This is a genomic window from Nocardia sp. NPDC056000 (assembly GCF_042269265.1).
In the GTDB taxonomy this organism is placed as follows: domain Bacteria; phylum Actinomycetota; class Actinomycetes; order Mycobacteriales; family Mycobacteriaceae; genus Nocardia.
The window spans coordinates 459,022-472,836 of the sequence record NZ_JBHJXS010000006.1; the positions used below are offsets into that span (position 1 = coordinate 459,022).

A 13,815-nucleotide genomic window follows, 5' to 3' on the forward strand; every position below is an offset into this window, starting at 1 on the left:
TCGAAGCGGATCCCCTGGGCGACACCAACGACTCAACGCTGATACGTGCCTACTCATTTGCCGGATGGACGTAGAAGTACGGCTTTTCAAGGAGTTTGCGATAGCGATCCTGCTGCGCTTCGTCGCTACCCTCAGACCGGCGCCTGGTAGCGCACCTCTGCGCTATTCCGTATTCGGCCACGCGTCGATCTTGGAGGGAATATGCAGGTGGTGACTCCCGCGGCCAGCCAGTATCTCGAGTCCCTTCAGCCGCGGTTCCTGTTCACCGGATTTGCCGGTCAGAAACCATCCACCGCCAACGACGAACAGGTTGCCCACCGGTGCCCATACCGCTACACCGGTGACTTCGAATATGCCATAAGGCGACTGCTCGAATGTTGCGCGGACAAGATCCCCGTGAGCCACTACATCATTCGTGACCGGCTCGACCACCACAGCCGAGTCGTCCGCCTCACGGACGGTAATCCCCAAGGTGAGTGTGCGCAGCACACTCACCGGCTTTCGCGATTCGCTGTCGAGAGGTTGCCCGCCTACCAGGTAGCTGCCGTTGACAGACAACACCGCGGCGCCCTCAATTAGGTAGATTCCGTACTCGTCCGACTTGAAGGTTGCGCTGACGTGCATGCCGGTCTTGAGGTCCCCCAGGGCTGCTGCCAGACCCTGCACGTCTCGTCGACGACTGATATCCAGTTCGCGCCAACTAGCCACTGACATTCTCCTATTGATGAATAGTGTACGGCCGCAACAGAATTATCCACATCTAACCCGACTGCCAAACCGAGCAGCTCGTCAATCTTCTTGCAGCTGTGTCGATTCAGGCGCCCAAGGTCCACGTGAGAAATTGCTTCGAGGTGAAGATCGGCTTGCCGTGAGTGATCGCGGCCTTGGCCTTGCCCGACTGTGACCCCGCCTCCGCAGTTATCAAAACATCGCACTTGCTCTTGGTGACCGTCTTGACGGGTACCAGTCCGCGTCGAACGGCGAGATCTTCCATGTCGCTTCGAGTCCGTTCGTTGCCCTCCTCGTCGACGCATGTTCCGGTGAAGCAGACCCGAGCGCCTGCGATAAGGACAGCACCTATGTCGTCTTTCATGACATCGGCGCCGGGATCGACGATGGTGTGTCGGAACCGCGCCTCGAGTGCACGCAGAAGCTCATCAGTCCGGGAATCCATATGGACCTGACCGGCTTTGGTCCGCAGATATCCGGCCAGGACCTCCTCGGGAGTCGAGGACGGTGGGACAAAGCCACCTGCTTGAAAGCAGTCCGGCCCGAAGCCTCGCGCGAGAAGGTATCCGGTTCGAGGTTCCGCCGGAGGAAAAACGTCAGCGTCACTTACCTCCACCGCCGAACGCCTCGAAATGTCTCGCACGGCGCGAGCTCGATCGAGGGCGCGAAAAGCTTTGAGCCGCCGCCAGTCCAATTGCGACAGGTTCGAGCCGTCGAGCTCGATGCCAACGGGCATGGGGGCGACGTAGCCATTTCGCTTCAGCTCGTAGTCGAGATATCCGAGGTGCCGGTCGATGTCGAGCCCGATGGGGATTCGCCCAGCCAGATGAGGTGCCAGTGCGGCCCACGCTTCGATCAGCAAGGGCGCGAACTGTACATCGCCTGCGGTGATTGCATAGGCGCTGCGGGCGTCACCGAGATCGCGGGTCGGGTTGATCAAGGTGGTGATTTCGGTGCCGTCATCGGTCACCAGCGCGATCTCCACAGGCCGCGGCTTCCATGCCCGCCCTTCATCACCAACGGTGCAGATACCGATATACACATTCCCGCGCGGCCGCGTTTCGGATCTTCCGGACCGAAGAAATCGGCGAATTCGTTGATCCACCTTGAGGTCTCGGGATTGGACTGCACGCCGCAGCACCAGACCATCCATGGAAGTGCACCGGCTGAGCGCCACGTACAGTTGCCCGTCCGCGAATGTCCCGCCGCTGAGGTCGACCACGAGACGGTCCAGTGTCTGCCCCTGGCTCTTGTGGATCGTGATGGCCCACGCCAAACGAAACGGCAACTGGGTATAGGTACCGATTACCTGGTGACTGAGTGCCCCGCCCTCGACAACAGGCCGAGTGATCTCCCAGACGTGTGGACCCACCTCAGCCTTACTGCCATCGGGGAGCTCGACCGTGACTACCGGACCCCCGCGGCCGGTGCGGTGCCCGATGATCCGCCCGATGGTGCCGTTAACCCATCGATCCTCGGATTTATTGGTCAGAAGCATGATCTGCGCCCCAACCTTGTATGCGAGGTTTTCTTCGGTCGGCCTGTCGAATCCGTCCAAATCTCCTGTGGCAGTGGCTTGAAGGTGCGCTTCTGTACCGGGTAGTTGCTCGAGCATCTCCCGGTTCCGGGCGCCGGCAATCCGATTGGTCGTGGTCAGAGTCAGCCAGAACTCGTCGACGGGGGGCCGGAACTTCTCATTGGTTCGTGAATTCAGTTCGGCGCGAGCCCCTTCCAGCAGGGCTCCCTCGCGCACAGCATTCAGGATGTCGACCAGCCGTGAATCGCCGATCTGACGGAACACCGTGGTGAGCTCAACCGTAGGGAATTGCTCGCGGCTGTAGCTGTCGGCGGAGAAGAAATACGGCGAGGTATACCTCGTCTGGAAGTAGCCCGCCTCGGCTTCCTTCACCACCGGCGGCAGCTGGAACAAATCACCAACAAGCACCAACTGAACCCCACCGAAACGGGTTCCGGGTTTGGGTCCGAACCGTTCCAACGCGACGGCCAAACAGTCGAACAGATCGGCTCGTACCATCGACGCCTCGTCGATAATCAGCGTGTCGAGTTTGCGCAAGATGGGGGTGAAACGGCCGGGTGAGTAGTTTCCCGACCGGACCTCCTCGGGCGTGGTCGTCGGCCGAAACGCAAACAGCCGGTGGATCGTGTAGCCCTCTACATTCAGGGCGGCAATTCCCGTCGGTGCTGCCACGACCACGTTCCGGCGCGTAGTCGCGAGAAACCGGCGAATCAGTGTGGACTTGCCTGTGCCCGCCCTGCCGGTGAGGAAGAGGTTCTCACCCCGCTCCAGGCGCGACAACGCATCCTTGAACTCGTCGGTCAATGTCAGACCGGCAGCGCTCTCGACGACCACTTGTACCCCCATTCCCGCCGTGGCTCCGGCCGGACCAGCGCCTACCTATGCGAAACCCGAAATCCGTACAGGCCAGTATGTTTCGACTCTGTACGAGGCAGGCGGTCATTGAACCTCCGACGACCCTATGACGGATTCCACTGGGCCACTGTATTTTTCGGGATATTTCTATCACTGTAACGCCGCGCCGCATACTCCGATCCCACTCACATACCTACGAACCGTCATGGGAGAGCAATGCTCGGCTTCGCAATCGTCGATCGGCAACCAGCTGCCGACGCCACTGCCGTCTGGGTGACAAGCCGCACCGGCAGCACCCGGGTGAATAACACCAACGCTGTAGTCATTTCACACGACGACCCCGCCTACGATACGAAGGTCTATGCACTCACAGCAGGCCGATCGGTTGTGCTCACCGCCGGCACCGAGCCGCCCCGCACGTTTGCGCACGCCGTCCATCTCGACGTGTTCGACGAACTGATAAAACGAACCGCCATCCATCAGGATCAAATCGCCCAGGCAATCAGCGATTACAACTCTCGCACCCGCAAAGACCTGGTAATCCCGGGCTTTCCGCAAGCGCCCGTGCTCGCCCAACCAAAGGAGGACGAACCGCAATACCGCGCTCTGGCGGTAGCCGACTACGTCGCCGAAGCATGGGTTGCGTGGCTGTATACCGACGAGCAACGGCACCGCCGGACGGTCGCGCCCAAGACCGGCGAGACGCCCTAGCTCATGCCGGCGGAACTGAATAGCCAGACCATCGCTGTCCTCCCCGAGGAGTTCGCCGACCGTGTACAGGCAGAGCCAGTTACCATCGGCAAGTAACGACCGTGCAAAGGAACGACGTTCTGTCGCAGTTCTTTTCGATTCTGCTTCACTGCTCCCCCGGGGCACGCCGACACGGAGAACAAAACATCGTCACGCGCGTGTCGGGACTTTGCAGTCCGAACGGTGAGACCTTCATGCGGATGCGGATGCCAGGTAAGCCTCGACCTACCTGGAAGTGGCACTTGCACCTGGACACCAAAGTTTGAGCAGGCCTTCAGGTCTGATCTGGTCGTCCAGGGCGCTGAAGTAGCGAAGTCCCCGCCAGTTCTTATGATCACCGACGAGCACCAAACGGCGACGGGCACGCGTCACCGCCACATTCAAGAGATTGGGCTTGCCCGAAGCCCATTCGCGCGCCTTCTTCTCGTCGGTAGCAGTTCCGAGCACGAGGATGACAATGTCGGCCTCTTTACCCTGCGTAGTGTGCACTGTCCCCAGGCAATCTCGGGACACCGACAAACCGGAGGCCGTCAAATAGCCCTCGAGCCGTTCGACGATGCGGCGGAACGGACTGACTATGAACACCTTTCGCTCGAAGCGCTTTTGAAGCTCTGCCTGTTTCTCCGCCTCGCCGGCCGCCCAATCGGGGAGATCGAGGCCGAGTTCGGCAAGTTCTTCGTCCATCGCAGCCACCAGACGTGCACGCACCATTCTGAGGAGATTCAGAACCTGCTTTCCTTCCGCCTCATTCCATTTATCTCCGCTGGCCGGGGCGTCAACGTCGATCCACAGGTTCTGGGCGCCCAAACTGAAGTCGTCATCTCGGGCGACGCCATAGACCATCATGTTGTCGTACGCGATCTGGTTGCTCACCTCGAACATGAGTCGATCGCATCGCCGGTGCACACGCAGTGGTGACCCGACCCAAATCTGGCCTTCCCCATCGGGATCGGGCAACCACGTCCCGTATCGATTGAGTCGATCAGCGACAGCTTGAACCGAGGTGGCTTGAGGAGCCCAGCGGACGTCAACCTCGAACTTGCCGCACAGACGACGCTGCCCTGACCAAGGCAAAGTGACGACCGGTTCCAGCTGACGCGGATCGCCGACCACAACCGCACGCCGACAACGCCAAAGCGCCCCAACGACAGCCTGTGGTGTGGCCTGACCTGCCTCATCGACGAACAGCCAGCCGAGAGCCTCCCGCCCGAGCGCGGCAAACATGGTCGGCATCGACGCAAAGGTCGTTGATACGACCGGAACTACCAGGAACAGCATTTGCCACGCAGCGAGCACGGTTTCCGCGGGGAGGTCCGTCGGGGCGTCGCCCTTGACGATGTCGACAACCGCGCGCATGTTGTTCCAGGCGATTCGAGGTTCCGCCGTGAGTAGCGCCCGATGGAGGTCCAGTGCAGCCAGGAACACCCGGGACCGGGCCGCCGCGAATTCCTCATCCATCCATGGGGACGATTTCTCTCGCCGCTCCATCGCTGCACGATCACTCGCCCCGACAGTCCACTCTTCCCCAGGCAATGTATCCGGCCACTCGACACGGGCCCGCGCAAGAAGGTCGGCTTCACGCTCGAGCTCGATCTCCCGTTGCCGCGTGGACCGATTGGCGTTTTCAACGTCGATGAGCGCCTGGCGGATCTCATTCTCACAGCGAATAATCCGCTCACGCCATGCGGCAAGCCCACGGCCGGCTTCACTGAACTGCCGCTGCCGTTCACTGAACGCTGCGGCACGCTGGTCTCTATCTCGCTCCGCTGCGGCGACGCGGGCATCCGCCATAGCTACCCGCTCGACGAACGGCTGCGCGTCGGCCTCCCAATCACCGAGCGCATCCCGCGACCAAAGCCGTTTGAACCAACCAGGTTTCGCGCCAGCATGCTGATAGAGCTCTGCCTGAGCACGACGCTGCCAATCGTCAGCGATGACTACCTCGAACTCGGCAGCACTCGCGGCACGCTGAGAATCGTCGAGACTGTTCGCCGCACGCTGTGCTGCGGATTCAGCGGCGTGTTCACTCTCCGCCAACTCGCGTCGATGATCTTGAAGGAGCCGCAAGCGATCTTGCTGATCCTCGCTTCGTCCACGCAGGGCTGCCAGCGTTCGATCGGGCTCGACGATCCGGTCGAGGATGTCCGAAATCGTTTGCCGTTCACCAGTCAGCCGCGCCACCTCCGCGACAGCGGCATCGAAACGCGCAACCGCATCGTTCCAGGACAAGACTTCGACAGTGCTGGCCGCCGCAGAATTCTTGAGCTCGCCGAGGATTTCGCTCAGGCCACGAGCCTCCACGTCAGCCTGCTCGGCACGGCGCTCGGTGGGACCCCACCAAAAGCGCTGGACGAAGTCTCCCCGATTACTACGACGGCCCAACCTAGCCGCAATGGCTCCCCAACAAGGCTCGCCTGCCAGTCGGGTCGCCGGCTCGGACAAGTAGTCCGCGTCCGGGAAGGCCGAGCCATCGATGGCGTTCACCGACGGAACTTCCAACGTAATGTTCTCGACCGCACCGTTATTGGATGAGGCAACGACCATTTCGAATCCGGTCAAATCGGCCACCAATGGCACGATCGTCCGCTGATAGGGGCCGTCGAGGCAGGGCCACCGCCGGGCGTTGTCATCGGATTGGAATGCCGCGCGCGGATTCGACAGGCGCGCCAACCGAGTGGCTCGCTCGACCACCAGCGCCGCGATCAAGTCACGCAGCATGGTCGTCTTACCGGTGCCGGGCGGCCCATTCACCGAGTACAGACCTGACGCTGCCGGGTCTTCCATTCCGAACAGTATTTGATTGATGGCGAATTGCTGGCTCAAGGTCAGCGGGTGAGCGGGATTGGATGGCCAGCGCCCCAGCGGCATCATTCGCGGGGTCAGTGACCGCAGCAGCACATGGGGCTCTTTGCGGACGTCAATCCGCCGGTTCAGGTCGTGATTGGTTACCTCACGCAAGTAGGAGGTGAGAGCCGTACCCATGTTGCCGGACAACAGCTCCCCGGCGACCAGCTCCAGGTCCTTGGCGTAGAAGCTGTTGATGAATTCGTCGCTCGATACCTCATTGGCCCGCTTCGATGGGACCTGGAAGCTCTTGACCCAGATCTCGGTGGGTTCGAGGACGTCATCGACGCCGAGTTGCTCTGCTACCCAACGTGTTATCGCTGCCAGATCGGCGACGGTCAATACCTTGGTACCGAGCTGATCGGGTGTCTTGCCACTCTCGTCGCCCTCTCCAGCCTCCGCTCCACCGGCATCGGACTTCTTGTCACCCCTCTTTTTGATCGCTCCGATCGCGTCATCGGTGACGGACTGGCTCATCTTCTCGGCAACGGTCTTCGCGATCGGACCGAGATGAGACTCCGCGATCGACCCGATCACCGCCGGGATCGAAGCCAGACCTCCGGTCATGACATCGAGCGCGACGCGCGCTGTCGTATTCGCGATCAAGCGAAGTGCTCGCTGCCCGCCGGTGGTTACGGCGCCAGACGTTTCCACCGAGACTCGGCCATCGCCGATATCGAACAGGACAGCCAGGATTCGCTTCTGTTGATCATCGAATCCATCGAGCCAGTCGTCCCGGCCCGGACCGGGCGGCACCACGCTTCTCCCCAGCGCCCACGCGCAAGATGACAGCACCACACCATCTTTGAACAATCGCCCGTCGCCATCGACAGTGATGCTCAGCAGAGCGGTCCTGCCGCGGTTGCGCGGGCCTTCATCATGGTCTGTATCCGATGCCGGAAGAACCTTCTTCAGCACCTCGCGAACCTTCGCGGTTTCGAAGATTCCGGCATACACGGTGTGCCGCCACACGTGTTTGTCATCGATCCGCCGCACCGGTGGCTCCCAGGGCAGCTTCGTTCCCTGCCGCACCTTCACAATGCCGTTCGAGGGCGACGGGCCCTCAACATTCTGCGGACTGAAGTACTCGACAGCCCGCCAATAACGCAGAATCCGCGCCTGCCGCTCGACGTCTCCGCTTCGCCCCAAGACTCCCACCACCCCCGTGCCACTGTCCTTCTACGGTAGAACAGAATAGCTGCGCTCTCACGGAACATGTTGACAATCAAGGGTTTTGAGCGCTTTGCCTGAATCGATCAGGGACAGAGCAGTCTCGTGGCAACCGCCGAACAGGTTGAGCAGTAGTCGAGCCAGCACCATCTCCCGATGACCCGCGGACAGATTCGCGACAGCGGACCCATGAGAACCTCGTGCCGCGATCAAAAACAGCGAGTACCGATTTTAGAGTATTTCGCGGTGAATACCGCACAATTCATAACCGACCGGTCAGAATTGGTAGCTCACATGTCCAACAACACAATCAGGTAAATCGCCTCGGTTCTACGCAATGCCGGTTGTATGCTGCACTGTTGTCCAATGGGAGGCAGGGATATGGAACCAGCAGGGGAACTCGAAGCAAAGGCACTACGCACCACAATCGGGCTCGTCGACTACCTTTCGGACCTAACCGACTCGTCGGCACGAAAACCGCTGCGGGACATCACCAATGATCAATACGGAGCGATCGACAAGCTACTATGGATCGAGGAATTCCCACGCGGAATAAGCCTCGACGCCGATGCAGAAGACATATTGCTGAAGATTCACCCCATACCAAAGAATTCACCGCCGAAAGTGCCATACGAGCTGGCCGGTAAAATCGAAACACGATCAATCGCGAAAGCCGATGGGCCGGAACCCCGACTGATTTCAGACACCGACCAACTAGGCGCATCAGACCTTTCAAATGCCCCTATTCACCGCACCTTCGACGGCTGGTTGCGACAGTGGCGGACCTGGGCGGACGAAGAGCGGCTGTCAGCTCCTCGCCGTGCGCTGTACGAGATCCTCGAAAGCGCTGCGAAGACGATGGAACAGCGAGACGACGAGTATGAGTTCGTGCTCGGCGTAGGCCTCATCACGCTCCCCGAGGAGGAAGGATCGGAGGGTCGCTGCCGGCATCTGCTCACCGAGCAAGTACTGCCAACGCTGGACCAGACCGGCACGATTCGACTCAACCGCCCCGGGAAGCGCCGGATGGAAGATCGGGAGATTTTCGAAGGACTGCCTGTCTACCATCAAGATCGAGGCAAATCGATCAAGTCCGATTTGCTGATCGCCGACGATTCCATCCTCACCGCCAAGACGATCGACAGCCTACACCAATGGCTGGGGATCACAATTGACGAGACATTCGCGTTCGACGAAACATACAGTGAGCCAGCACAATTCAGATCGAATCCACGCTTCGCTCCCGCACCGGCGCTGATCCTGCGACGCCGGAGCCAGGAACGAATCTCCGAGGCCTACCGCCGGATCGGGGAAGCCCTCCGACAACCTGGCGCCGAGGTCCCGGTGGCCCTTGCTCAGATCGTCATCGACACCGAGCGCGCGGACCGCGAACGCTGGCTCGATCAGCAGGGGGCTGTACGAGGCGATGTTCTCGGGCACGATCCTCTGTTCCCTCTGGATACGAACGACGAACAGTTGCGAGTCTTGGATCTACTCCGCACGGAAATTGGTGTCGTCGTCCAGGGACCGCCCGGTACCGGAAAGACGCACACCATCGCAAACCTGATCTCTGCACTACTCGCGCAGGGACAACGGGTACTGGTAACCAGTCAGAAGGATCAGGCCCTGCGGGTTCTTCGTGACAAGATCCCGGCCGAGCTCAGACACCTGTGCGTCCTGCTCACCGGTGGAAGCAAGGACGCATCGATCGAGTTGCAGCAGGGGCTCGACGCCCTGTCCACCGCTATCGCTTCCAGTGACGCATCCTCCTTGGCTGTAGAGGTACGTCGATTGTCCGACAAGCGGATTGAGCTCAAGGCCCGCAATGTCGTACTCAATTCCGAGATCAGCGACCTTCGGAGTGATGAGTCGAGGGTGTACGAGCCGGACGTCACAGGTTGCGGAGACCGCTACCGCGGAACCTTGTCCGACATTGTCCGCGCCGTGAAGACGAATGCGACATACAACGATTGGATGCCGCCGGTTCCGGAGGGCGCAGGCGATTGCCCACCCCTTACACCCGCGGAGTGGACCGAACTTCGCTGCCTGCTTCTCGATGGTCTACTGCCCGATCGCAGAGTACGCGCCGGGCAGCATATACCGTCGGTCGGCCAGCTGCCGAGTGCTGCGGAGATTGCGAATCTGATTGCGGCCGAACGTGAATCGGCAACGATGATCGACGCGGAGGTCGACGAGGCCGCAGCACTTCTCGGACGCCTCACCGATGAGGATCTTTCGCAGCTGCGTATTGCCACCAATCGTATGTGGGAGCTACTGCACCGCTACGGGTTGGGCGGGAATGTATCGCCCAATCACCAGTGGGTGGCGCGGGCAGTCGACGACCGTCTGGCTGGGCGGAACGCCGGGCGGTGGATAGGCCCACTGCAAAGCATGAACGAACCGGCTCGATTGCTATCGGCTCTCCATGCCATCAATGCCGCCGGCTATGTGATCGATCTCCGAGCACCGATCACCTACCAGACCCTCGGGCCCGCTCGTGCGTGCCTGCGGGGCGGTTCAGCGCTGCTGGAATTCCTGAAAGGTGGTGGAAAGCTCAAGACGCGCTTCGCATCCCAGCCACAGCGAGAAGGGCAACCCTTCCTCGATTGGGTCGTCGTCGACGGAAGAGCCCCCGACTCGCAAGAGACTCTGCAGGCTGCCCTGGACAGGGTTCACGCCGAGATTTCCGCGATACAGCTCAGCCGCAGCTGGTTCGAGTCCGGAATCCCGGTGGCCGCAGGAGTGCAATATTTCGCCCAGGCGAACCAGATCCTGCTCGAACTTGCCGAACATGCGCGCATGCTCGCGGCGATGAACGAAATTCATCAGGCGCGGAATCCAATCGCGGACCTCCTCGGGAGGTATTCGATTCCACTTCCGTTGGACGATCTTGCCTCGATTCGCGCGGTATTGCAGGCTGTCCCCGGTGCCGAGAGGCACGCACAGCTCACACGAGCGAAGGGTCGTATCGAGCAGGTTCGAGCCGACATAACCGCGCTGGCCTCGACACCCCACTCCTGCATTGAACTGACATCCGCGGTCGAGGCCATCTCTCGGCGAGATGTACAGCAGTACGCCCAGGTGGTCGAAACGCTCGATGCGATACGGACCCAACAGATCCGGGAGCAATGCGCGAACCAGCTCGAACACACAGTCGCAGAGATACACCCCAGGCTTCTGACTCTGCTGCATACGACATACACGGATCCGTTGTGGGAGGAGCGCGACACCGTGGCGGCGTGGGCATGGTCGAGGGCCCAGCAATTCGTCAGTGTGCACGGAACCGCCGAGCGCGAACACGAACTTCTCGATGAGTTCGAAGCAAATGAATCGGATATCAAGAGTCTGTCGGCGCGACTGGTCGCGATCGAAGCGCAGGCAGCATGTCTGCGCCGACTGACCGATGACCAGCAGCGGGCCCTGAACGCCTACCGAACCCACATGTCGAAGATCGGTGCCGGTACCGGCCGCAAGACCAAGGAATTCCGGAAGGCTGCACGCGCCGCGATGATCAAAGCCCAGGATGCCGTACCGGCCTGGGTTGTTCCATTGCCCAACCTCTTGGACAACATCTCGGCGGACCGCAATCGATTCGATGTCGTCATCGTGGATGAGGCAAGCCAGGTGGGCATCGAGCACCTTTATCTACTGTGGATGGCTCCTCGCGTAATCGTCGTCGGCGACGACAAGCAATGCACCCCGGGTGCAAGCACGCTCGGTCTGCTCGATCAGGTGTTCGCGCGCAACGACGAACATTTGGCGGAAGTCGACGCGGATATCCGGACGATCCTGACCCCGCGATCGAATTTGTACGAGGTGTTGTCGGCGCGTTCGGGCAAGGATGCGCTGGTGCGGCTGCGCGAGCATTTCCGGTGTGTCCCCGAGATCATCAACTGGTCCTCCAGACAGTTCTACGATGACGGATCCGGGCGGGGCGGGCTGATTCCACTGCGGGAGCGGCGGCACGACGCCCTGCCGCCACTGCGAGTCACGAAGGTCGAGGGCGGATTCACCGAGGGACGGGATATGCGGCGCCGCAATCCAATCGAGGCCAAGACGCTTGTCGAGACGCTCGTCCGGTGCCTCGCCGATCCAGCGTACGACCGCAAAACCTTTGGCATCGTCGTTCTGCAGAGCGCCAAGTCCCACATTCAACTCATCGAGAACCTGGTCAACGAATCGATCACTCCGGAGGTTCGCGAGACGCGAGGTATCCGGGTTGGCACCGCACCGAATTTCCAGGGCGACGAACGTGACGTCATCTTCCTCTCGATGGTGGTCGCGGAGTCTGCTCGTTTGATCTCGTCCGAGATATACCGGCAGGCTTACAACGTCGCCGCGACCCGCGCCAAGGACCAGCTGTGGTTGTTCGCATCGGTTGGGCGGGATCAGCTGAAGCCGGGGTGCCTGCGGGCATCCCTGCTCGGCTACATGCTCGATCCACCATCGGTATTCGGAGAATCTCCCTCGGTTGACGAAGTCTCCGAGCACAAACGCACACCGCCGTTCGAATCACTTTTCGAGCAAAGGGTTTTCCGCATACTTCGATCTCGTGGATACCACGTTGTGCCCCAGTACCCAGTCGGTTCGAGGACATTGGACCTCGTGGTCGTCGGCGATGACGGGCGCATGGCGGTCGAATGCGACGGCCACTACTGGCACACCGATGTGACGGCGCAGGCGAACGATGCCCGGAGAGACCGTGAGCTGTTCAGGATGGGCTGGACCACGATACGAATCCGGGAAAGCGAATTCGAGTTCGACCCGGAACGAGCGATGATCCCGGTCTGGAAGGCGCTGCAGGACAAAGGAATCATGCCGGGAATCGTCGATGGCGACGCTCAGCACGCTTGGCAACCTTCGACTCTCGCCGACGAGGACGAATCCGAAGAGGAGACGGAGCAGCCATGACCGAGACAAGCCCGACCGTACAACTCGACGAGCTGATCCTCGAGCACCTCGCAGCCCTGATCTGCGGCGAAGATGGAACCCCCTACTACCGCAGCGCCAAGGACCTGGAGCGGTTCTTCCGGGCGGCCGGTATACCCAATGTTCCGGAATACGAGGGTTACCGCAAGGACTGGACCATCGAACGCCTTAACCAGATCCGGCATGACTCCGACTGCCTACGAAAAGTATTGCTGCGCTTGGCTGATCGACGCGAATACATCGACAACGCGGACGGATACGCCGCGGTGATCGAGGAGTTGGACTCCCTGTTGGCCATGGAGGCATTGCAGATCGTCGAGGAACAGGGCCGTCCCCGGCTCATCGAACGTTCCGGTGAGACTTCACGTCTCGCGTCGAAGGCACCCGCGGAGCTGACGGCGAACATCTCGGATATCGTCACCGACACCGTTTTCGCGGGACAGCTTCGCGGGCGCCTCGATGAGGCCTATATCTGCTGGCAATCCGGCGCACCGACAGCGGCGATCATCCTGCTGGGCAGTGTGCTCGAAGGTGTGCTCTATGACGTCGCGGTCAATCGTCACACCGGTGACCGGCAGCCGACTGATCATCTGCAGCGACTGATCGAAATGGCGCGCGACGAGCAGTGGATCGGCCGCGACGTCGCCGAATACGCCGACGTGCTGCGCACCCATCGAAACCTGGTGCATCCCAAGAAGCAATGGAAGGAGCTGTACCGACCGGAAGATGACATCGTCCGCATCGCGTGGAATGTCGTCGTTGCCGCCCTGAATGATCTGGCGGCCACACCGTAGGTGGTTGATACCAGCCAGCATGACCTTGACTACTGCGCGACCTACGGGCTGGACTTCCGCCAATCCTGACCCCCTGGGGGTTGGGCTTGCGGTGGAAGATGCGCTTGTGGTGCTGCTTGCCGCCCGGCTCGGCGGCAAGCAGCACGTCCGGCCCACACCCCAGCCCCACAGTGCCAGATATCCACACCGTGCGGGCAGGAGAGTAGG

Annotated in this window: 6 protein-coding genes; 3 read left to right on the forward strand and 3 right to left on the reverse strand. The window is 60.9% G+C overall.

The window, feature by feature from the left end; all coding sequences use genetic code 11:
- Positions 1–162: 162 nt before the first annotated feature.
- Both ACFC4D_RS20750 and ACFC4D_RS20755 read right to left on the reverse strand, forming a co-directional pair.
- The gene (locus ACFC4D_RS20750) at positions 163–708 is read right to left on the reverse strand and encodes a hypothetical protein (RefSeq protein ID WP_376065458.1); all 546 of its coding nucleotides are present in this window, start codon (positions 706–708) and stop codon (positions 163–165) included.
- A gap of 106 nt (positions 709–814) precedes the next feature.
- Positions 815–3,100 carry an AAA family ATPase gene (locus ACFC4D_RS20755; protein WP_376065460.1) on the reverse strand — a complete coding sequence of 762 codons (2,286 nt, stop codon included), beginning with the start codon at positions 3,098–3,100 and terminating at the stop codon, positions 815–817.
- Between the two features lie 237 nt (positions 3,101–3,337).
- On the opposite strand from ACFC4D_RS20755, the gene ACFC4D_RS20760 reads away from it, so the two are divergent.
- On the forward strand, positions 3,338–3,832 hold the full coding sequence (locus ACFC4D_RS20760; protein ID WP_376065463.1) for a hypothetical protein: 495 nt from the start codon (positions 3,338–3,340) through the stop codon (positions 3,830–3,832).
- A 264-nt stretch (positions 3,833–4,096) separates the two neighbouring features.
- Here ACFC4D_RS20760 and ACFC4D_RS20765 read toward each other — a convergent pair whose 3' ends face one another.
- The gene (locus tag ACFC4D_RS20765) at positions 4,097–7,876 is read right to left on the reverse strand and encodes an AAA domain-containing protein (RefSeq protein WP_376065465.1); all 3,780 of its coding nucleotides are present in this window, start codon (positions 7,874–7,876) and stop codon (positions 4,097–4,099) included.
- A gap of 390 nt (positions 7,877–8,266) precedes the next feature.
- Here ACFC4D_RS20765 and ACFC4D_RS20770 point away from each other — a divergent pair, with 390 nt between their 5' ends.
- Together ACFC4D_RS20770 and ACFC4D_RS20775 are read left to right on the forward strand one after the other, a co-directional pair.
- On the forward strand, positions 8,267–12,796 hold the full coding sequence (locus ACFC4D_RS20770) for an AAA domain-containing protein (protein ID WP_376065468.1): 4,530 nt from the start codon (positions 8,267–8,269) through the stop codon (positions 12,794–12,796).
- The gene (locus ACFC4D_RS20775; RefSeq protein ID WP_376065471.1) at positions 12,793–13,608 is read left to right on the forward strand and encodes a hypothetical protein; all 816 of its coding nucleotides are present in this window, start codon (positions 12,793–12,795) and stop codon (positions 13,606–13,608) included. Before ACFC4D_RS20770 ends, ACFC4D_RS20775 begins: the two co-directional genes overlap by 4 nt.
- Positions 13,609–13,815: the final 207 nt, after the last annotated feature.

Excerpts from the sequence above, each read along its gene's own strand:
- ACFC4D_RS20775 (WP_376065471.1), top strand. The coding sequence starts at position 12,793 with ATGACCGAGACAAGCCCGACCGTACAACTCGACGAGCTGATCCTCGAG.
- ACFC4D_RS20760 (WP_376065463.1), top strand. The coding sequence starts at position 3,338 with ATGCTCGGCTTCGCAATCGTCGATCGGCAACCAGCTGCCGACGCCACT.
- ACFC4D_RS20770 (WP_376065468.1), top strand. The coding sequence starts at position 8,267 with ATGGAACCAGCAGGGGAACTCGAAGCAAAGGCACTACGCACCACAATC.